The 20,148-nt window shown below is 44.5% G+C and carries 22 protein-coding genes; 10 read left to right on the plus strand and 12 right to left on the minus strand.

What is annotated here, in order from left to right:
* Nucleotides 1-23 precede the first annotated feature (23 nt).
* Complete coding sequence (pdxR, locus tag G4P54_RS05060) at nucleotides 24-1,433, minus strand: MocR-like pyridoxine biosynthesis transcription factor PdxR (protein ID WP_167871973.1); 1,410 nt, start codon at nucleotides 1,431-1,433, stop codon at nucleotides 24-26.
* Nucleotides 1,434-1,542: 109 nt separating this feature from the next.
* On the opposite strand from pdxR, the gene G4P54_RS05065 reads away from it, so the two are divergent.
* Nucleotides 1,543-1,971: a GNAT family N-acetyltransferase gene (locus G4P54_RS05065; RefSeq protein WP_024712842.1), complete on the plus strand. Its 429-nt coding sequence runs from the start codon at nucleotides 1,543-1,545 to the stop codon at nucleotides 1,969-1,971.
* Between the two features lie 30 nt (nucleotides 1,972-2,001).
* Here the strand turns inward: G4P54_RS05065 and G4P54_RS05070 are convergent, their stop codons facing one another.
* Genes G4P54_RS05070 through sigM form a run of 3 tightly spaced genes read right to left on the minus strand, consistent with a single transcriptional unit; the run spans nucleotide 2,002 to nucleotide 3,837 of the window.
* On the minus strand, nucleotides 2,002-2,292 hold the full coding sequence (locus G4P54_RS05070; protein WP_167871974.1) for an anti-sigma factor: 291 nt from the start codon (nucleotides 2,290-2,292) through the stop codon (nucleotides 2,002-2,004).
* Complete coding sequence (locus G4P54_RS05075; RefSeq protein WP_167871975.1) at nucleotides 2,280-3,356, minus strand: anti-sigma factor; 1,077 nt, start codon at nucleotides 3,354-3,356, stop codon at nucleotides 2,280-2,282. Before G4P54_RS05075 ends, G4P54_RS05070 begins: the two co-directional genes overlap by 13 nt.
* Nucleotides 3,346-3,837: an RNA polymerase sigma factor SigM gene (gene sigM, locus G4P54_RS05080; RefSeq protein ID WP_024712844.1), complete on the minus strand. Its 492-nt coding sequence runs from the start codon at nucleotides 3,835-3,837 to the stop codon at nucleotides 3,346-3,348. Before sigM ends, G4P54_RS05075 begins: the two co-directional genes overlap by 11 nt.
* 196 nt (nucleotides 3,838-4,033) lie before the next feature.
* Here sigM and G4P54_RS05085 point away from each other — a divergent pair, with 196 nt between their 5' ends.
* From G4P54_RS05085 to G4P54_RS05095, 3 genes are all read left to right on the plus strand, one after another.
* Nucleotides 4,034-5,029, plus strand: coding sequence for an aldo/keto reductase (locus G4P54_RS05085; protein ID WP_167871976.1), 996 nt, complete (start codon nucleotides 4,034-4,036; stop codon nucleotides 5,027-5,029).
* Between the two features lie 133 nt (nucleotides 5,030-5,162).
* Nucleotides 5,163-5,762: a 1-acyl-sn-glycerol-3-phosphate acyltransferase gene (locus tag G4P54_RS05090; protein ID WP_024712846.1), complete on the plus strand. Its 600-nt coding sequence runs from the start codon at nucleotides 5,163-5,165 to the stop codon at nucleotides 5,760-5,762.
* A gap of 147 nt (nucleotides 5,763-5,909) precedes the next feature.
* A protein-coding gene (locus tag G4P54_RS05095) for an IS3 family transposase (RefSeq protein ID WP_167871594.1) occupies nucleotides 5,910-7,060 on the plus strand; the annotation gives its coding sequence in 2 pieces (ribosomal slippage) (nucleotides 5,910-6,183 and nucleotides 6,183-7,060; 1,152 coding nt in all).
* Between the two features lie 60 nt (nucleotides 7,061-7,120).
* On the opposite strand, the gene G4P54_RS05100 is transcribed toward G4P54_RS05095, so the two are convergent.
* Both G4P54_RS05100 and cueR read right to left on the minus strand, forming a co-directional pair.
* A complete protein-coding gene (locus G4P54_RS05100; protein WP_024712847.1) occupies nucleotides 7,121-8,455 on the minus strand; it encodes a hemolysin family protein in 1,335 nt (444 codons plus the stop codon).
* Nucleotides 8,456-8,515: 60 nt separating this feature from the next.
* On the minus strand, nucleotides 8,516-8,947 hold the full coding sequence (cueR, locus tag G4P54_RS05105) for a Cu(I)-responsive transcriptional regulator (RefSeq protein WP_032681536.1): 432 nt from the start codon (nucleotides 8,945-8,947) through the stop codon (nucleotides 8,516-8,518).
* A gap of 153 nt (nucleotides 8,948-9,100) precedes the next feature.
* Here cueR and G4P54_RS05110 point away from each other — a divergent pair, with 153 nt between their 5' ends.
* Nucleotides 9,101-10,282, plus strand: a complete 1,182-nt coding sequence (locus G4P54_RS05110; protein WP_167871977.1) for a pyridoxal phosphate-dependent aminotransferase — start codon at nucleotides 9,101-9,103, stop codon at nucleotides 10,280-10,282.
* 291 nt (nucleotides 10,283-10,573) lie between these two features.
* Nucleotides 10,574-11,956, plus strand: coding sequence for a hemolysin family protein (locus G4P54_RS05115; protein WP_167871978.1), 1,383 nt, complete (start codon nucleotides 10,574-10,576; stop codon nucleotides 11,954-11,956).
* Between the two features lie 13 nt (nucleotides 11,957-11,969).
* On the opposite strand, the gene crcB is transcribed toward G4P54_RS05115, so the two are convergent.
* The 3 genes from crcB to G4P54_RS05130 are packed head-to-tail and all read right to left on the minus strand — an operon-like array spanning nucleotide 11,970 to nucleotide 13,436.
* Nucleotides 11,970-12,326: a fluoride efflux transporter CrcB gene (gene crcB / locus G4P54_RS05120; protein WP_167873826.1), complete on the minus strand. Its 357-nt coding sequence runs from the start codon at nucleotides 12,324-12,326 to the stop codon at nucleotides 11,970-11,972.
* Nucleotides 12,326-12,718 carry a fluoride efflux transporter FluC gene (locus G4P54_RS05125; protein WP_167871979.1) on the minus strand — a complete coding sequence of 131 codons (393 nt, stop codon included), beginning with the start codon at nucleotides 12,716-12,718 and terminating at the stop codon, nucleotides 12,326-12,328. The genes crcB and G4P54_RS05125 overlap by 1 nt, the downstream gene beginning before the upstream one ends.
* A complete protein-coding gene (locus tag G4P54_RS05130; protein WP_167871980.1) occupies nucleotides 12,705-13,436 on the minus strand; it encodes a glycerophosphodiester phosphodiesterase in 732 nt (243 codons plus the stop codon). The genes G4P54_RS05125 and G4P54_RS05130 overlap by 14 nt, the downstream gene beginning before the upstream one ends.
* 232 nt (nucleotides 13,437-13,668) lie before the next feature.
* Here G4P54_RS05130 and G4P54_RS05135 point away from each other — a divergent pair, with 232 nt between their 5' ends.
* The 3 genes from G4P54_RS05135 to srtN all read left to right on the plus strand — a co-directional run bounded on the left by G4P54_RS05135 (nucleotide 13,669) and on the right by srtN (nucleotide 15,854).
* The gene (locus G4P54_RS05135; RefSeq protein ID WP_003224203.1) at nucleotides 13,669-13,776 is read left to right on the plus strand and encodes a YhdX family protein; all 108 of its coding nucleotides are present in this window, start codon (nucleotides 13,669-13,671) and stop codon (nucleotides 13,774-13,776) included.
* Nucleotides 13,777-13,921: 145 nt separating this feature from the next.
* Nucleotides 13,922-15,037 (plus strand): small-conductance mechanosensitive channel protein MscY, encoded by a 1,116-nt coding sequence (gene mscY, locus G4P54_RS05140; protein ID WP_167871981.1) that lies wholly within the window; start codon nucleotides 13,922-13,924, stop codon nucleotides 15,035-15,037.
* A gap of 73 nt (nucleotides 15,038-15,110) precedes the next feature.
* Nucleotides 15,111-15,854, plus strand: coding sequence for a sirtuin NAD-dependent deacetylase (srtN, locus tag G4P54_RS05145; protein WP_167871982.1), 744 nt, complete (start codon nucleotides 15,111-15,113; stop codon nucleotides 15,852-15,854).
* A gap of 25 nt (nucleotides 15,855-15,879) precedes the next feature.
* Here the strand turns inward: srtN and G4P54_RS05150 are convergent, their stop codons facing one another.
* Entirely contained in the window at nucleotides 15,880-16,728 is an 849-nt protein-coding gene (locus G4P54_RS05150) for a polysaccharide deacetylase family protein (RefSeq protein WP_167871983.1), read from the minus strand.
* A gap of 250 nt (nucleotides 16,729-16,978) precedes the next feature.
* Here G4P54_RS05150 and dat point away from each other — a divergent pair, with 250 nt between their 5' ends.
* Nucleotides 16,979-17,827, plus strand: coding sequence for a D-amino-acid transaminase (gene dat / locus G4P54_RS05155; protein WP_024712857.1), 849 nt, complete (start codon nucleotides 16,979-16,981; stop codon nucleotides 17,825-17,827).
* Nucleotides 17,828-17,867: 40 nt separating this feature from the next.
* Here dat and nhaC read toward each other — a convergent pair whose 3' ends face one another.
* Nucleotides 17,868-19,229: a Na+/H+ antiporter NhaC gene (gene nhaC, locus G4P54_RS05160; RefSeq protein ID WP_167871984.1), complete on the minus strand. Its 1,362-nt coding sequence runs from the start codon at nucleotides 19,227-19,229 to the stop codon at nucleotides 17,868-17,870.
* Between the two features lie 125 nt (nucleotides 19,230-19,354).
* The gene (locus G4P54_RS05165; protein ID WP_024712859.1) at nucleotides 19,355-19,855 is read right to left on the minus strand and encodes a universal stress protein; all 501 of its coding nucleotides are present in this window, start codon (nucleotides 19,853-19,855) and stop codon (nucleotides 19,355-19,357) included.
* Nucleotides 19,856-20,148 lie beyond the last annotated feature (293 nt).

The raw sequence follows: 20,148 nt of genomic DNA on the forward strand, positions 1-20,148 counted from the left end.
CGTTCCCGGGGCCTGTTTTTTATTTAATAAGATGTTATCAACGGCACCCATGCCGTTTTCAGTTTTTGGATGCCGAGCCTGATATCCTCTTCTGACAAACCGCCATAACCGATTAAGACAGAAGCAAAAGGCGTCTGTTCTTTATATGAGGGAGACACGGGATAGATGGTTACACCGTGGTCTGCGGCTGCTTGTATTGCTTCTTCCTCACTTGCTGGAAACAAAAGGCGCAGCAGGATGTGAAGCCCCGAGTTCTTACCGAGAATCTCAACGGTGTTTCCTAGTTCAGAGCGGATGGCTTCTAACAGGATAGCGTGTTTTTTTCGGTATAAGCTTCTCATTCTATTTATGTGTTTTTGCCACTCTCCGGTTTTGATGAAGTCTGCCAGTGCGAATTGCAAGTGGGCAGAGACGGTTTGCTTCATTAACTGATTGTTGTTTTTGATCGATTTCATGAGTTCAGGGGGCACAATCATGAAGCTAAGCCGCAAGGAAGGCAGAAGTGACTTTGAGAAAGTACCAAGATATATGACTCTGCCATTTGGATCAAGACCTTGTAAAGACGGAATAGGATGGCCGCTGTAGCGAAATTCCCCATCATAATCATCCTCTATAATGAATGAATTTGATTCTGCTGCCCATGCAAGCAGCTCCTGTCTGCGGGTTATCGTCATGATGGTCCCAAGCGGAAACTGATGCGAAGGAGTGGTATACATAAGATACGGATTCTGGCGGTAGAGCTCATCCGGCAGGACGCCTTCTGCATCAGTACAAATCGGAATGACATTCATGCGATTTGCTTCAAACATCCTTCTTGAACGGTGAAAGCCCGGTTCTTCAAACCCAATTTTTGTACCTGGTTTTAGCATAAGGCAAAGAATTTGCAGGAGCACGGTGGTTCCTGCGCCAATGATAATCTGGTCGGGCTCGCAATTTACTCCCCGAGACAGCCTGACGAACCGGGCAATCATGTGCCTGAGTTCGTATTCTCCTTGAGGGTCGCCAGAGGTGTGAAACGAATCGGAATAGCGATCCAGACTTTTTACTATGCTTTTTCTCCATGCGTTAAAGGGAAAGAGGGCGGGATCAACATTGCCTTGATGAAAGTCAATAGCAGGTGCGTTCTTTTTAGGTGGGTCAGGCTGTGCAGACTGCTGAAAATGGTCAGGAGCTGACGGAAAGTCTGGTTCTACTTCCGCCGCGAACCAGCCGATTTTCGGCTTGCTTTTGACATAGCCTTCGGCACTTAATTGCTCGTAAGCTCGTTCTATTGTTGCCGTGCTGACATCGAGCAAGCTGGAGAGCCTGCGTTTTGAAGGAAGTTTTGTTCCCTTTGTGATTCTCGCATGTGAAATCTCTTGTTTGAAAAAGCTATAGAGCTGCTCATACAGCGGTGTTTTGCTCTTTTTATCAAGAAACGGCGTGACATCCATCTCGTGTCTCCTTTTTATCTGGCAGGGTCATTTTTTCTGATATTGGCTATTTGGAAAATGCGATTTATTAGCTATGATCATTGTAACGAAAGGAAAGGGGATTGAGAAGATGATTCATATCAAACAATTAACCACGAAAGAAGAATGGGCTGAATCGTATCCGGTCATGGGTGAATTGAGAACAGAGCTAGATATCGAGACATATCTGCAAAGGCTTGAAGCCTGTGTGCAGAAAGAATCGTATATGTTGTTTGCCTTATATGAAGATACAGCAATCAGAGCGCTGTGCGGCGCTCAGCCGAGGGTTTCCATTCATAAAGGAGAGCACTTGTGGGTTGCGGATCTAGTGACAACGGCACCTAGCCGATCAAAGGGATACGGCAAAATGCTTTTGGATTATGCCGCAGAATGGGCGAGAAAAGCCGGACTTGGTTTTGTCAGTCTTTCATCTGGCCTTCAGCGTAAAGACGCACATCGATTTTATACAGAAAAAATGGGTTTTGCTATAGAAAGCTATTTGTTCCGAAAACCGGTGTAATGAAAAAAGACGCCTTTTCAGGCGTCTTTTTTAAAAGCCAAACTGTAAATTGGTATCAACAGATACAATGGTATACACACAAATAATCACAAAGAGATTCAGTATGACGCCAAGCAGGCCGGGACCTGTGCGTCCTCTCTTGATGAAGAGTTCAATAATGCCAAACGGAACAGCAGCCATGGCGAACGGAAGCATTTGATAGGAATAAAATGTGACGTTGCTGATAATCGCCAAATTCAGCAAGAGCAGGGACAGAACCGCTGTCCCGACAGAGATCCAGCCGAATACATTGTGTTCTTTAAAAATTCTTACCAGTTCCATAATTCCACCTCGCCGACACTTGCTGATTTTACAGATTTGTTTTTCAGCATGCGCTGGATTTCCTTGGTTGGTCCTGTAACGACCGAACCATATACATTAACACCGTTTTTCTCTACATAATCCAATCGCTTATCAACATGCAGGTCTTTTCGTTTTGAAATGACCTGCGCCCATTTTTCGTGCTTGGATATGAATGTCAAGGCGTTGATAAACTGATCGCCATTTGACTTGCCTTTTGAATTAAGCGCAGCCAAGAATTTTGAATCCTTGCCAGGGTAGCCAAGTGGTTCTGTGTAGGCTGGCTCATTTGTGTTTTTCTCTGTTTCGATTGCATTCCACAAAAAGCTGACATCATAGCCTTTAAACTTGTTATACACTTCTTTCGTCGGGTATGCGCGGTCATATGAAAGGTAAACCTCGGATACCGTTCCTTCAGGCAATGACTTTAATGTTTTTTCTGCTTTTGCGGTTGTCTGTTCTGATGCATTTGATGGGTGTGTAAAGTAATGTCCGGTTTTATGTGCTTCTAAGTCATAGTAGTTAACGGATGGCGCTTTTACTTTGTTATAAAACATTTCAACCCGTTCATTCCCTACGGCAGCCGTCTTCGTGCCGATCTGCTTTTGCAGCGGGAATTCCGTATTCATACCAAACAGCTTCACTTGGCTTTTCAGTTCGGATGTATTAACAAGAACATTCGGCATGGTCAGGGCTACAGTGACTGCGGCGGTTTCCATAAATTCATTGCCGGTGCTGTGTTTTCCTCCCATTCCGTAATAGAGGTAGCTTCCCAGCGTGCAAAACGGCAAAATCATTAATGTCGAAATGACGGCAAGCACCGAAATTCGCAAATAAGACTTACGTTTGCCGTAAGCTAAAATCGCTTTTTGTTTTTCAGGACTGATGCCGACATCCCAATCGTGATCGTCCTCCAGCTCACTGTCAATCAGTTCCTGATACACTTCAAGCTTTTCAAGTTCTTCCTCAAATGCAGTCATTTCCTGGTCGCTCATTTCTCCGTTTTTATATTGATCAAAACGCTTTTTAAATTCTTCATTCATCATTAACACCTCTATTATAAAGTGCTTTCAGCCGCTGTCTGGCACGAAATAAAACACTTTTAAAATTCGCCTCTGAAATATTCATAATATGGGATGCTTCTTTGTAATTTAGCTCTTTTAAATAATATAGCGTTAAGGCCTCCCGATAATTATCAGGGAGCTCGGACATATAACCAGTCAGCACTTCCTTTATCTCTACCTGATGGGCAGGGCTTTGAACAGCATTCTGAAAGAGGCTTCCGATTATGTCATCGGAAATCGTTACTTCTTTCTTATGCTTTCTGACGTAATCAATGAAGGCGTTTCGCGCCACTTGAAAAAGCCAGGGCTTTACTTTGCTGTGATCATAGGAGTGAATGTGTATGTATGCCCGCATAAAGGTTTCCTGCAGCAAGTCTTCGGCAAGATGCTTGTCTTTTGTCATGGAGAGCAGGAACCTGTAAACATCATTCATGTACAATTGGTAAATTTCATCGATCGTCACTGCCTTTTCTCCCCTCTATGTTATACACGCATAAGAAAGGTTTAAAGTTGCACATTACGTGCAAACGGCTTTTTTATACCTAATCAAACACCATTTCTATATAGTACCCAAAAATAGCCTTAAAAGATAGTGCTGAGAAATGTTTAACATTTTTCTCAACTGGGAAAAGATAGTGAAAAAGTGAAGGAGTGGCACAATGGAATATACCAGTATTGCAGATACGGGAATCAAAGCCTCCAGAATAGGCCTCGGCACATGGGCGATTGGCGGAAGCATGTGGGGCGGCACTGACGAAAAAACATCCATCAAAACAATCCGCGCCGCTCTTGATCAAGGGATCACACTGATTGACACCGCGCCGGCTTACGGCTTCGGACAGTCCGAAGAAATCGTCGGGAAGGCGATCAAGGAGCACGGCAGCAGAGATCAGGTGATTCTCGCAACGAAAACGGCCCTTGACTGGAAGAACAACCAGCTTTTCCGCCATGCGAACAGAGCGAGGATCATAGAGGAAGTTGAGGATTCGTTGAAAAGGCTTCAAACGGATTATATTGATCTTTATCAGGTGCATTGGCCCGACCCGCTTGTGCCAATTGAAGAAACGGCGGAAGTCATGAAGGAATTATATGACGCCGGGAAAATCCGGGCGATTGGCGTCAGCAATTTTTCAGTTGAGCAAATGGCTACATTTCGAGCGGCAGCACCGCTTCATACGATTCAGCCTCCATATAATCTGTTTGAAAGAGAAATCGAAGAGAATGTTCTTCCGTATGCGAAAGACAAACAGATCACAACTTTATTATACGGCAGTTTATGCAGAGGGCTGTTAACAGGTAAAATGAGCGAAACTTATACTTTTGAGGGCGATGACCTGAGAAATCACGATCCGAAATTTCAGAAGCCCCGCTTTAAAGAGTACCTTTCTGCTGTCAATCAATTGGATGAGCTGGCGAAGACGCGATATGGAAAATCAGTGATTCACTTGGCCGTCAGATGGATTTTAGATCAGCCGGGAGCGGATATTGCTCTTTGGGGGGCAAGAAAGCCTGAGCAGGTTGAGGCTGTATCTGAGATAACAGGCTGGACGTTGAGCAGCGAAGATCAAAGAGACATCAACAACATCTTGGAACATACGATATCAGAACCGGTCGGGCCGGAGTTTATGGCACCGCCGACCAGAGAGGAAATATAACAAAGCTGAGGACGAATCCTCAGCTTTTTGGCGTTTTAACCGGAGAATTCTTAAAAATTAGTACCAGGTAATAAAAAATATTGTTATAATAGATAACAGAAAGAATCATTGATTACGACAAAGGAAGTGCGATATGTATAAGTTTTGTGCAAATGCTTTAAAAGTTCTTCTTTCTCTTCGCGGAGGAGTGAAGGTGTATAACAAAGAAAACCTTCCGGCCGATTCAGGTTTTGTCATCGCGTGTACACACTCCGGCTGGGTTGATGTGATCACACTCGGAGTCGGGATTCTTCCTTATCAAATACACTACATGGCGAAAAAAGAGCTTTTTCAAAATAAATGGATCGGTTCGTTTCTGAAGAAAATTCATGCCTTTCCGGTTGATCGGGAAAATCCCGGGCCAAGCAGTATTAAAACACCGATTAAGCTGCTGAAAGAAGGCGAGATCGTCGGTATCTTCCCAAGCGGAACAAGAACCTCTGAGGACGTGCCTTTGAAAAGAGGCGCGGTAACGATTGCGCAAATGGGGAAAGCGCCGCTCGTTCCTGCTGCATATCAGGGCCCTTCAAGCGGAAAGGAATTGTTCAAAAAAGGAAAAATGAGGCTGATTATCGGTGAGCCGCTTCACCAGGCTGATTTTGCCCACCTGCCGTCTAAGGAAAGACTTGCAGCCATGACAGAGGCTTTGAATGAGCGGATTAAAGAATTAGAGGATAAACTAGAACAGTTATAAAGCACGTACTGTACAACGTTTCCTTCAAAAGAAAATAAAAAAGCACCTTGTAGGGACTGACCCCATAAGATGAGACAAATAAAAAACACCTTCAAGTTTGAATACGGATGATTGTTATCCGAAATTAGACTTGGAGGTGTTTTTTCTATGGGGACAAGAGTGAGTTATCCGGTTGAAGTGAAACAGAAGGCTGTAGAAATGAGATTGGCAGGCGTACCTATGAAAGAGATCATGCAGGAGTTGAATATTAAGAATAAGACACAGGTTCAGACATGGGTTAGATGGCATAAGGCTGGGGATACACATCGATTCGAACAGCCTGTTGGAAAGCAATACACTTACGGAAAAGGTCCGGAGTATTCTTCCGAATTAGAGAAAATGCAGGCAGAGATTCGTTACCTGAGACAACAGAATGAAGTTTTAAAAAAGTACAACGAATTGGAAAGGAAGTTGATAGCGAAACGTCAGTCGAACTTGTAGAAATATTGAACAGCACAATGACCATACAGGATATCTGTATTCATTTAGGTATCTCTCGAGCGTCTTATTATCGCTGGAAGAAGAATCCGATGAAGGATCATCCCAAGCGCCATTTGGAAAAACAAATCGGCACGTTGTGCCGAGAGCACAAGTATCGATATGGATATCGAAAAATCACAGCTATACTAAAAAAGAGTATGCATATTAACCATAAAACGGTTCAACGTATTATGCAGAAAAATCAATGGCAGTGCCGGGTTAAGGTGAAAAAGCGCAAGAAGGATGGGCAGCCATATGCCGTGGTCGATAATATATTGGATCGGAACTTTCAGTCTGATCGCCCTCTTGAAAAACTAGTAACGGACATTACGTATTTGCCTTATGGACAGAAACAATTGTACCTTTCCAGTATATTGGATTTATACAATGGAGAAGTGATTGCTTTTACGATTGGGGATAAGCAGGATACAGCCTTTGTCTTAGACACACTTGATCAGCTGCCAATGTTGCCTGAGAACTGCGTGTTACATAGTGACCAAGGTTCTGTGTATACATCTTACGAGTATCAAAAAGCTGTTAAAACAAAAGGCATTACCATGAGCATGTCCCGCAAAGGGACGCCCGCTGATAATGCCTCCATCGAATCGTTTCATTCCTCACTAAAGTCTGAAACGTTCTATCTTAACAGCATTGATCGAACTACGACCGCCATCGTAGAACGCACTGTCATAGAATACATTCATTATTATAACAATATTCGTATCCAAACTAAACTAAACAACCAATCACCGATAAACTATCGGCAATTGGCTGTTTAAAAGGTGTTTTGATCCCTGTCTCAAAAACGGGGGTCAGTCCTTGTAAAAGGTGCTTTTTTATTATGCTTCCTGCTGTTCAGCAGCTTCCAGAAGTTCTTCTTCTTGAAGTTTTTTCACTTCAATATAAGCGACATGGTGGCCGTCGATTTCGTTAATGATGAATTCGCAGCCTTCTTCGATGATAGAATCGTTTTTTTCCACATCGTATTTTTGGGTAAGGAACCAGCCGCCGATTGTATCGACTTCTTCGTTCTCTAAGTGAATGCCGAGCAGGTCGTTGACTTGGTCGATTAACACTTTTCCGTCAAGAATATAATGGCCTTCGGCGATTTTGCGGATTTCGTTAATTTCATCAATATCAAACTCATCGCGAATTTCGCCAACGATCTCTTCGATGATGTCTTCAACCGTCACAAGCCCGGCAGTACCGCCGTATTCATCAGACAGGATGGCCATGTGGACCCTGTCTTTTTGCATTTTGACAAGCAGATCTTGGATCGGCGCAGATTCAATGACGTGAATGATCGGGTTGACGAATTGTGAAATCGTGGAATCAACTGATACCTCGCCGCTGATGCAGGCGGTCAGCACTTCTTTAATATTAATAACCCCGATAATATTATCCTTATCGCCCTCTTCCACAGGGTAGCGGGTATATTTTTCAATCTGAATGATCTCCATCATTTCAGAAATTTTGATATCATGCGGAAGGCTGACAATTTCGGTCCGCGGAATCATAATTTCTTTCGCGAGCCTGTCGTCAAATTCAAAGATTTTATTCACATATTTAAACTCTGACTGGTTAATTTCACCGCTTTTATAGCTTTCAGAAAGAATAATTCGCAGCTCTTCTTCAGAGTGAGCGAGTTCGTTTTCTGAAACGCTCTCCAGACCAAATGCTTTTGTCAATAACCGTGCGGAATTGTTCAAAAGCCAGATGAACGGGAACATGATGCGGTAAAACCAAATCAGCGGTTTCGCAAACAGCATAGACACGGATTCCGCCTTTTGGATAGCGAATGTCTTAGGTGCAAGTTCTCCGACAACGACGTGCAGGAACGTGATAATAGCATACGCAAAAATAAACGATATCACATGTGAAATGGATCCTGGAACGTTCAATTGTACGAAAAGCGGGTGAAGCAGCCTTTCAATCGTTGATTCACCTAAAACCCCTAATCCGATGGAAGTCAATGTAATTCCGAGCTGACACGCCGATAAATATTCATCAAGATGCGTGGTCACTTTTTTTACGGCTATTGCTGCTTTATTTCCTTCCGCAATCAGCTGATCGATCCGTGAGCCTCTGATTCTGATAATGGCAAACTCAGATGCTACGAAAAATGCCGTCAGGGCGATTAAAACAGCGACTAAAATCAAATTCACTATGTCCAATTAGAACCTTCACTCTAGCAATGAGAATGAAGGTAACACCTCCTGTTAAATAAAATAGTTTTAACTTAACAGCAGCATAAATGATTGGAGCACGGCGAGCTTTTCAGGTGTGAGCTTGCTTTTCAGCTTGTCACGATCCTCGGGCTCAAGCCGTTCAAACCGATGCAAGATTCCGGAGATGTTTTGATTCATATGATCAATTTCTAATGCCAGATTTCCAATTTCATCATGATTTTCAGCTGAAGAGGGAAACTGGTTCTCCAGTCGATCTTTAATATCGGACAGGGCCAATCGCTGCTTCTTGCAATCTACAATAAATATAAGCCGTTTGAGTGCATATTTGTCGTAGTAACGGTAATTCGAACAGGATCTGGCCGGCGTAAGCAGACCGAGATTCGTATAATAGTCAACTGTCCGTTTCGTTACTCCGGCAAGTGCCGCTAGTTCACTGATGCGATAAGTCTCAGCCCCATCTAAATCCCTCCCAACCATCACGTTATAGTTATGAGAATAGTTTAATATATGAACGGTGTCTTGCACAAGTTTATTGTTTTTTATACGAAAATTGGAAGGTGTGGAATTCGCAAACTGATTCAAGTAACATAGAAAGAAAGAATTTTCAAATTTTATATGCGGAAGGGACAGATGACATTGGCAGGATTATCGCGGGAAATTGAAGAAAACTTACATAAAGGATCATGGATCCGCAAGCTGTTTGATGAAGGCGCAAGGCTGAAGAAAGAGTTCGGAGATGACCAGGTGTTTGATTTTTCACTAGGCAACCCGATTGTGGAACCGCCTGAAGCTTTTAAGAGAGCGTTAATAGAGGAAGCTGAAAAAGGTCATCACGGATACATACAAAACCAAGGACTTCCTGCAGCGAGAGAAAAAGTCGCGCAATTTCTGGCGACCCGTTTTGAAGCGGAGTTCTCGGCGGAACGCATCGTCATGACAGTGGGTGCTGGCGGTGCCTTGAATGTCGCGTTAAAAAGTATCATAAACCCGGGTGAAGAGGTTATCATTCTCGCACCTTATTTTGCCGAGTATAAATTGTATATTGAGAACTACGGGGGCAAGGCTGTCAGCTGCCCGTTGACGTCCCGGTTCGAGATTGATATTGAAGCGGTAAGGCAATCGATCACTCCAAAAACGAAAGGGCTGATCCTCAATACACCTCATAACCCGACAGGCACTGTTCTCAGCCAGAAAAATATCGATGATTTAGGGGCTTTATTAAAAGAAGTAGAAGAGAAGAGCGGTCAGACGATTTATGTGCTGTTTGATGAACCGTACAGTCAATTAATCTATGATGAGGAATTGGCAAATCCGTTTCAATCATATCATCGGGTGATTTTGGCGAGTTCATTCAGTAAGGATCTCGGGATAGCCGGGGAGCGGCTCGGGTATATCGGGTTGGACGGCAAGATGCCGGATGCCGGCCTTTTAATCAACGCTTTTGTGTATTGTAATCGAACGCTTGGATTTGTGAATGCGCCTGTCATGATGCAGCGGGCTGTGGCAAGAATGGATGATTTAAGAGTAGACGCAAGCGCTTATAAAGAGCGCAGGAATTTAATGGTCGGCATTTTAAAGGAAGCCGGTTTTGAATTTGAAATGCCGAAGGGGGGCTTCTTCGTTTTTCCGAAATCGCCGATAGAAGATGAAGTCGCTTTTTGCGTGCACGCCGCCCAAAAATACAAATTATTAATCGTGCCGAGCAGCGGTTTTGGAATGAAGGGGCATTTCCGTTTATCCTTCAGTGTGCCGATCGAGCAGATTAAAAATTCTCGGGATATTTTCGTATCCTTATATAAAGATTTTGCTTAGGAAAGCAAAGAAAAAGAAAACGGCTAGAATGCTGTTTTCTTTTTTTATATTCACCTCTCCTTTTCCAATCCATCCGCTCCGTGATAAAAGTCTAAAAATTAAAAATCAAAAATCAATTTTTGGAATGAGTTGTGTTACAATAAAATATACAATTTATAATCGAACTTTGACTTGGAGGTGGTATGATGGGGCCCTCAGCTTAGGCAACAATACACCGCGTACCTCAATGTTAAGGAAAAATGATGATATCAGGAGGTGACTCCTTATCCTTTAATGAGGGGATAAGGTTAAATGGACGATATTGACAGTCTGATTTTAATTGGCGTGCTCATTGCTTTAACCGCTTTTTTCGTTGCAAGCGAGTTTGCAATTGTTAGAGTAAGGAGATCGAGAATTGATCAGCTTATAACAGAAGGAAACAAACGGGCGATACTCGCAAAGCGTGTCATTACAGATTTGGATGAATATTTATCTGCATCCCAGCTGGGCATTACATTGACATCAATCGGGCTTGGCGTGCTGGGGGAACCGGCATTTGAACGGCTGCTGCATCCTTTGTTTGAACTGCTCGGCCTGCCGGAATCGGTTTCTCATGCGGTCTCTTTTGCGGTCGCGTACGGCTTGATCACGTTCCTGCACGTTGTTGTAGGCGAGCTGGCCCCGAAAACGGTCGCGATTCAAAAGGCAGAACAGCTGACCTTGCTGATAGCCGGTCCTTTGCGTTTATTCTATTTGCTCCTGTTTCCATTTATTTGGATCCTCAATGGATCGGCGCGGCTTTTATGCGGCATGTTCGGTTTAAAGCCTGCGTCAGAACATGGCGGGTCCCATTCTGAGGAAGAACTCAGAATGCTGCTGTCTGAGAGTTTAAAAAACGGAGAGATTAATCCGTCTGAATATAAATATGTGAATAAGATTTTTGAATTTGATAATCGGATCGCCAAAGAAATTATGATACCGCGGAAGGAAATGGCGGCTGTGTCAACAGAGATGACGATGGCGGAGATGCTTGAAGTCATGCTGAAGGAAAAATACACGCGCTGGCCTGTCACTGACGGGGACAAAGACAGTGTCATCGGTCTGGTCAATACGAAGCATCTGTTTTCAGATTTGCTGTTTATGACAGAAGAGGAACGAATGAAGATGACGATCCACCCGTATGTCCGGCCGGTAATCGAAGTGATGGAAACCATCCCGGTCCATGATTTGCTGATCAAAATGCAGCGCGAACGCATTCATATGGCCATATTGTCTGATGAGTACGGAGGAACCTCTGGACTTGTGACGACAGAGGATATTCTTGAGGAAATTGTCGGCGAGATCAGAGATGAATTTGATGAAGATGAACAGCCGTTGATCCAAAAGCTTGGCGACCGCCATTATGTGATGGATGGCAAAGTTCGGATCGATCAGGTTAACAGCCTTCTCGGCGCGTCGATTCAAGAAGACGTCGATACGATCGGCGGGCTGATATTGAAAGAAAACATCGATATTGAAGCTGGTGAATCGATTCGCATCGGTTCATATGCGATAACGGTACTGAAGATGGACGGCCGACTAATCAAGCAAATCGATATAAAAGAAGACGGCAGTACAGCAGGAATTACGGCGCACCACACGCTGCCGTTGCCCGAGCGTGTCATGCTGAACAGCGCAACCTTGAGCGAGAAATAAGCTCAAGGTTTTTTTACGTTGCGATTGTCCAGCCGCACCAAAACGCCAAAAGCGACCCGCAAAGCGTCAGGGCGATGTAAAGGATGCTTTTCATTACGTGTTTGTCCAGCAGGAGCTGAACACTTTCAACGCTGAAGGTGGAAAAGGTCGTAAAGGCGCCGAAAAATCCCGTGCTGATGATGAGGGAGGCCGAAGCATTTGTAACGTGCAGCCCAGTAAATATCCCAAGCCCGAGAGCTCCGAGTATATTGACTGTTAATATCCCAATGGGCAGGCTGAGGCCTTTGGCTTTGGCTGTTATGACATTACCAAGCCAGAAGCGCAGCATCGCGCCAAGTCCGCCTGCTATGAAGATACCCGCTAGTGTCATCATTCAGGCTGCTCCTTTCTTCGATGGATGCCTGCTATGCGCTGTCCCGCTAAAACGCCAATCAGCGCAAGACAGATTCCTGATATCAATGAGACTGTCATATATAAAACAGCCAGTGAGGATTGTGCTTGCATAAGCATCACTGTTTCTTTTGAAAATGTGGACATTGTTGTAAAGCCGCCGCAAAAGCCGGTGCCTAAAAAAGCTGAAAGCAGAGGCTTTTTTGCCCTGATCATAAAAAATCCGGTCAGAATCCCTAATAGAAGGCTGCCTGCCGCGTTTTCCAGCCAGGTTGCTGCCGGAAACTGATCGGTGTGTATCCATATGTTTAATCCGTATCGGAGACAGGCGCCAAGCGCGCCTCCGAGAAAAACCGCGCTATATCCTTTCATGTTTGCCATCCTTTATGATGAAATCCGGGTAGTCTGTTACGATGCCGTCCACTCCCATAGCTTGTAATTTAGCTGCGGTCTTTTGATTCTTGACAGTCCATGCAAAAACTTTTAAGCCGTTTTTATGGGCGGATGCGATCATCGGCCGGTTGAGACGAGTGTATTTGATATTGACATAGTTTGCGATAGATTGACAGGCTTTCAGCTGATTTCTGGACAGCATGCCAAAATTGGGCCTTGTAATGACGGCTGTCGGAATCGATGGATAAAGCTCGTGAAACCTCTGGACGGAGCGAAACTGAAAGGATTGGACAATATTGTTGATAGAAAAAGAAAATTTCCCTAACAGCTGTCCCACTTCTTCTTCAATTCCGACTTGAGATGGATGGCCTTTTAATTCAATTAAAAAACCGATTTTTTTGTGATATCGCTTAAGCACCGCTTCCAAGGTTGGAATACGCTCTCCCTGAAAAGCGGGGCCGTACCAGCTTCCGGCATCAAGTTTCTGTAATTCCTCCAATGTAAAATCCTTAACAAAGCCCGATCCGTTTGTTGTTCGGTCAACCCTGTCATCGTGTATCACAACAATCTCTCTGTCTTTTGTAAGCTGGACATCCAGTTCGATCATATCTGCATTCATTTTCGCCGCCATTTCAAAAGCGGCCAGCGTATTTTCCGGAGCGTAGCCGGATGCTCCGCGATGGGCAATGATGTACAAGCTCAGTCAGCTCCTCGTATGGGCATTTCTGTTATTGTATCAAATCCATATATGCGCCGCGATACAAACAGGTGAATTTTTTCTGCCACATGGAATCGTACGGGCTGGGGAATGCGTATAACTAAAAAAAGACACTCAGCGCTCCAGAACATATTTCGTCAAGAAATTAGGTCTTTCGACATGTTCACAAAACATTCTGTTCCTTTATAATAGCAAAAAAGGAGGCGAGATCATGGGTAAAGGGAGAATCAGAGTGGAGGAAAGAATTAAAGCCGAAACGGATGCTGAAATGCAAAAAGCAACTCTCCTTGATCAGACACAAACGAAAAAAAGTAAGTGACTGTCCCTATTGAATCTGGCTGAATAAATGAATTGAAAAATGGCCCCGGCGAAACGCCGGGGTTTTGTGCTGCCAAAAGACATTTAGAAGAGCACCTGAACGAATCTTTTAGTATTACATTCGATTAGATAGAAGGGAGACTGTCATGCCAGATTATCTGCAGCAATATTTCACGCTTGATAAAATTATACAAATCGGCATCAGCTTGGCGATTTTGCTGGTGTTTCTTATACTTAGAAAACTGTTTACAAGATATTTCTTTCAGTTGCTTTTTAATTTGACAAACCGTCCGAAAACAGAAATTTTCAAACAAGTGGTTTTAGCGTTTGACAAGCCGGCCAGATGGTTTTTTGTTGCCTTGGGACTGTTTTTAGCAATCCGGTATTCACCGTTTTTAGACGCGCAAATGCCTCTCATCAGCAAAATATACCGCTCGCTGATTGTAGCGCTTTTGTGCTGGGGACTCTGTAATTTGACCGCAGCGTCTTCGTTTATTTTCCATAAGGTGAATCAGCGCTTTGAGCTGGACATGGATGATATTCTGGCGCCGTTTTTATCCAAATTGCTCCGTTTTGTGATCATTGCGCTCAGTGTCAGTGTGATCGCTCAGGAATTCAATTATGATGTCAACGGATTTGTAGCGGGTCTTGGCCTTGGCGGACTGGCTTTTGCGCTTGCAGCGAAGGATACCATCAGCAACTTCTTCGGCGGTATCATTATTATTACTGAAAAGCCGTTTACCATCGGCGATTGGGTGGAGACGTCGGCGGTAACCGGCTCAGTCGAGGATATTACCTTCAGAAGCACGAGATTCAGAACAGCGCAGGGGGCGCTTGTAACGGTGCCGAACTCTACGCTGTCGATGGAAGCGATCACGAACTGGACAAGAATGACCAAACGCCAGATTACGTTTTCCATTCATGTGTCCTACGCTACGCCAATTGAGAACCTTGAACGATCCATTCATTCTCTCAGAACCATGCTCTTGGAGCATGAGGGCGTTGATAATGAAACGATCATGGTCAACTTTGATACGTTTGCCGACAGCTATTACAATTTATTTTTCAACTTCTATACAAAAACAACAGTTTGGGCTGAAAATCTCAATATTAGAGAGGACATCAACTATAAAATCATTGACATTCTCGGTGCAGAAGGTGTCCAGTTTGCATATCCCGGCCAAATGGTTGTTGTAAAGCAAAAGCACGAAAACGACCCATTTCAAGTCAATCTCAATAAAGAGGAAAAGGAGCGGGTTTGAGAGGGAAGGACTATCGTCTAACAGAGGCGGAGTCTTTTTCGTGGTAAAATAAGAGAAAAAAGGCGGTGTTGAGTTGGAATCATTCAGCGATATTCTAAATGAAGCGCAGCGAATTGTCGTGCTAACTGGAGCGGGAATGAGCACAGAATCAGGCATTCCGGACTTTCGTTCAGCCGGAGGTATTTGGACGGAGGATGCCTCAAGAATGGAAGCGATGAGCCTTGATTATTTTTTAAGCCATCCGCGTTTGTTCTGGCCCAAATTTAAAGAATTGTTCCAAATGAAAATGAGCGGCAGCTTTGAACCGAATGAAGGACACTTGCTTTTAGCTGAGCTGGAGAAACAGGGAAAGCAGGTCGATATTTTCACGCAAAACATTGACGGTCTTCATAAAAAAGCCGGGAGCAGACATGTGTACGAACTGCACGGCTCTATCCAAACAGCAGCTTGTCCGGCGTGCGGCGCCCGATATGAACTCCCGCATTTGCTGGAGCGGGAGGTGCCGGAGTGTACGGCGTCCGGAAAAAATGGTGACCGTTGCGGGACGGTATTAAAAACCGATGTTGTTCTCTTTGGCGATGCCGTCTTACACTTTGACACCCTTTATGAAAAGCTGGATCAAGCTGATCTTTTATTGGTTATCGGCACGTCTCTGGAAGTGGCTCCCGCCAGATTTGTGCCTGAGGATGCAAGCCGCATTCCCGGCATGAAGAAAGTCATCATTAACCTTGAGCCGACGTATTGCGACAGCTTGTTTGATCTGGTTATCCATCAAAAAATTGGGGAGTTTGCCCTGAGCTTAGGAATAAAAAAGTGAGGCCGCACGTAAGCGCCTCACTTTTTTATTCATGAACAGGAACCATTGTGTCCTCTAACACTCCGAAGGAATAGCCCTTTTCTTTTAGTTTATTGATTAATGCCGGCAGCGCGTTTACGGTAGCGGGTAGATCATGCATGAGAATCACATACGGCCGGTTTGAATGGCTGTGTTCCATATTCTCGAGCTGCTGTAATACTGCCGTCACATATTTTGAATTCCGGTATTTCCAGTCCATGCTGTCAATCGTCCAATCCCAGTATACAAAACCGTCTTTTTCAAGATTGCGGATTTGTGAGGGGGTCAATGACGGCTTGCTCCCGTATGGCGTTCTGACAAGATCTGTTTTATATCCTGTAATGTCTTGCAGCGTGTCACGCGCCTCCTGCATTTCTTTTAACGGGGACGTCGGTGTTTGATAGAACAATTTGTTATTGTGGGTGACGCCGTGTAAGCCGAGAGCGTGGCCTTCCTTTTCTGCCCTTTTCAAAGCTTGCTTGAATTCGTTCATCCGCGGTGACAGCATGAAGAATGTCGCTTTTACATCAGCGCGTTTCAGTACGTCGAGCAGGCGGTTTGTGTAGGCTGACGGGCCGTCATCGAAGGTTAAGTAAACCGTCTTATCTCCCATGTTCCGTTCTGTCTGCAGATGTTTCATCAGCAGATCGGGGGAGTCGTTTTTCAGCTTAAGGCTTTCCTTCTCGTCTCGAAGCTGCCCGTTTGTTGTGATCGTGACTTCTTTTGCTTTCGATGAGCTGTTGGAATAACCTAAAATCACCATAAGCAAAAGCAGCACACATAAAACTGCTAAACTTGCAAATTTAAAAGCAAGCGAAACTGCAGAAGGAGACACGTCTCCTCTCGTTTGTCGCATAACAATCTCTCCATTGGCATAAAATCTCTACATATCGCTGTACAGCAGGCAGTTTATGAAGATGCCATATGTTTACAACCTATGTATTACCAGTCAAGTATACAGGAATAAAACTGGAAAGAACATAAAAAACTTGTCGAAATATCAGATTTTAAGGAAAAAATAATCTCCTTCCGGTCCGATATGGTAGAATAAGTGACAATGACAGCCAGAAAAACATCAGGGACATCTCGAAAAAGGGAGTGTTTTTATGAAGGTTTTAGTCAACGGCCAGCTGATCGAACGCAGCGAAGCGTCGATCGATTTGGAGGATCGCGGATATCAGTTTGGTGACGGTATCTATGAGGTTATCAGAGTGTACAAAGGGGTATTGTTCGGTTTGCGCGAGCATGCGGAGCGTTTTTTCAGAAGTGCGGCTGAAATCGGAATGTCACTGCCCTTTAGTATAGAAGACCTTGAATGGGACCTCCAAAAGCTTGTACAGGAGAATGCGGTCGGTGAGGGAGCGGTGTACATTCAGACAACACGGGGTGTGGCGCCGCGAAAACACCAGTATGAAGCCGGGCTTGAGCCGCAGACTACTGCTTATACGTTTGCTGTGAAAAAGCCCGAGCAGGAGCAGGCATTCGGCGTGGCGGCTATTACAGATGAAGACCTTCGCTGGCTGAGATGCGACATCAAAAGTCTGAATTTACTGTATAATGTCATGACGAAGCAAAAAGCCTCTGAAGCGGGAGCGTTTGAGGCTATTTTGTTAAGAGAAGGCATTGTTACGGAAGGTACATCTTCTAACGTTTATGCTGTTATCAACGGAACGGTGCGAACACATCCGGCTAATCGGCTCATTCTCAATGGAATTACACGAATGAATATTTTAGGATTGATTGAAAGGAATGGGATCAAGCTTGAAGAGAAGCCTGTCAGTGAGGAAGAACTGAGACAGGCGGAAGAGATCTTTATTTCGTCAACGACGGCAGAAATTATTCCTGTCGTGACCCTTGATGGAGAATCGGTCGGAAGCGGTAAACCCGGGCCGGTGACAAAACAGCTTCAGGCAGCTTTTCAAGAAAGCATTCAGCAGGCAGCAAGCATCTCATAATAAAGCATAAAAAAGAGTCCGCTTTGCAAGCGGACTCTTTTTATTTTTTAACAAATCCAATTAAAATGGAGATCATCGGTGATATATAGAGGAAAAAAGTAAACGGGATATAGTCAATGACGGGAACCCCGAGAGCGCTCGCCATAAAAGCGCCGCTGACGCCCCAAGGGATCAACGGATTAATTAATGTCCCGCCGTCCTCTAATGATCTGGTCAGAAATTTCCGCTGGATATTTTGCTTGTCGTATAAGGATTTAAATGATTGTCCCGGTATTAATATCGATAAATACTGTTCACCGGTTGCCAGATTGACACCGATGCTTGAGCCGACAGTTGCCGCAATAAGGCGGCCTTTTGAGCGGATGCCCTTCATGACGCCTTCCAATAGGGCAGAAATCAATCCGATTTTCTCCATTAATCCGCCGAGTGCAAAAGCAATCATAATGAGAGAGACTGAGCCCATCATAGATTGCAGTCCGCCTCTGTTGATAATTTTAGCGGCGGCCTCATTGTCTGTTTCGAACGATGTGCCATTTTGTAAAGCGGTCATAAATGCCTGAAGGCTGCTGTCAGGTACAAATATAGCAGTCAATATTCCCGCGGAAATAATTCCGACAGTCAGAACGGGGATCACAGACACCCGCTTAATCGCAAGCAAAACGACTAAAAGCGGGGAAAGAAGGGCCCACGGTGTCACGTTTGCCGCATCCTTGATTCCGGTTATGACACGGTGAATATCATCGGTTGAAGCAGCCTCTGCTGACACGGATAAACCGAGAAAGTAAAACAGAACGACGGTGATGAGCAAGGCCGGAATAGTCGTGCCCATCATATGGCGAATGTGTTCAAAGATCGGTATTTCACCTATGCCTGCGGCAAAATTGGTTGTGTCCGACATCGGCGACATTTTATCGCCGAAACAAGCGCCGCATATGACTGCGCCTGCCGTCCATTCAAGCGGAACGCCGGCCGCGCTTGCCACGCCGATCAGCGCTACCCCGATCGTGCTTACAGTTGTCAGGCTTGAGCCGACAAGTGTGCTGATGATCATGCATGAAAACAGAGCTGTCAACAGAAGATGGCTTGGCTCAATAAAGGACAGGGCGTAAACGGTCACGGACGGTATTGCGCCGCTGTACATCCAAGCTCCGATTAAGATCCCGATCAGGGCCAGAACAATAATCGGCTGTACGCCGTTTTTGAACCCCTCTACAATCCCTGTTTCGAGGCTCTTCCAGGAAAAACCGAACCATAAACCAGCTGCTGAAAGCATGACAACACATAGAAACAGCGGGATATGCGGTTCTGTATGAAGAAAGAATAAGCAAGAAATAATGATGCCTAACATGAATATAAATAAACTGACGGCTAACGGAAACGTCAGCTTTTTTTGAGAATCCAAAATAACACCCCATATGTATCTTTAATGCTTTTGTGCTTTTGGGCACGAAAGCATTATAACAGAAAAAAATGAAAATCTATGTTTTTTCACAATTATGAATATAAAAAAGTGAGCACAGAGCATGCTCACTTCACGATCAGAACGGGTATATCCGATTTTGCTGAAAGCTTTTCGCTTACACTTCCGAATAATAGCTTTTTCAGCTTGTTTTGGTCTCTGCTTCCGGTTACGATCATATCGGCAGACATGCGGTTTGCATGCTCGATAATGGATTCAGCCGGATCGCCTTCTAATATATCGATATCTCCATCTGCCTGCTGATTATTCAGCATCATTCTGGCTTCGGCGATGACTTCTTCTGTACGGTCTTCATAGATCATGGGCTCTGGCGGTGCAACGTCTGAAATAAGCGGCTCAGGAACACTTGCCATGCCTCCGCCAATATAGCTTGCCCCGGATGCGGGCCTCGGCGGGTCGATGACGGTCTGATTGTCTTTCATATCATGTGAATGGGCGACGGTAATGGCGGCATTTACGGTTTTAGCAAGATCGATGGCTGTCTGCAGCGCTTTCTTACTATTTTCACTTCCGTCAAACGCAACGATGATACGGTCAGCATGAAACATCATTCTCACCCTTTCAAAAACGTCTTACAGCACAATACCCGGATTCGAGAACTATTAACCTTTTCCTATTCAAGTAGTGATTGACAAAAAAAGGTTTTGTTTATATGATGGAAAAAAGATGAAAACGGAATGGAAGGAGGGTTTGCTATGCCAAAGAATTTGTGTCTTTACAAAACAGTTTCATATTGGCGCGGCAAACCCTGTGTCCTGATTGATTGAATGGTTTTTTAGGCCTGGCCGCGCGCTGAAAAGCGCTGTGCATTTATATTGGTTAAAAAAGGCATGGAGCTGAC

Source organism: Bacillus tequilensis, assembly GCF_012225885.1.
Taxonomy (GTDB): domain Bacteria; phylum Bacillota; class Bacilli; order Bacillales; family Bacillaceae; genus Bacillus; species Bacillus tequilensis.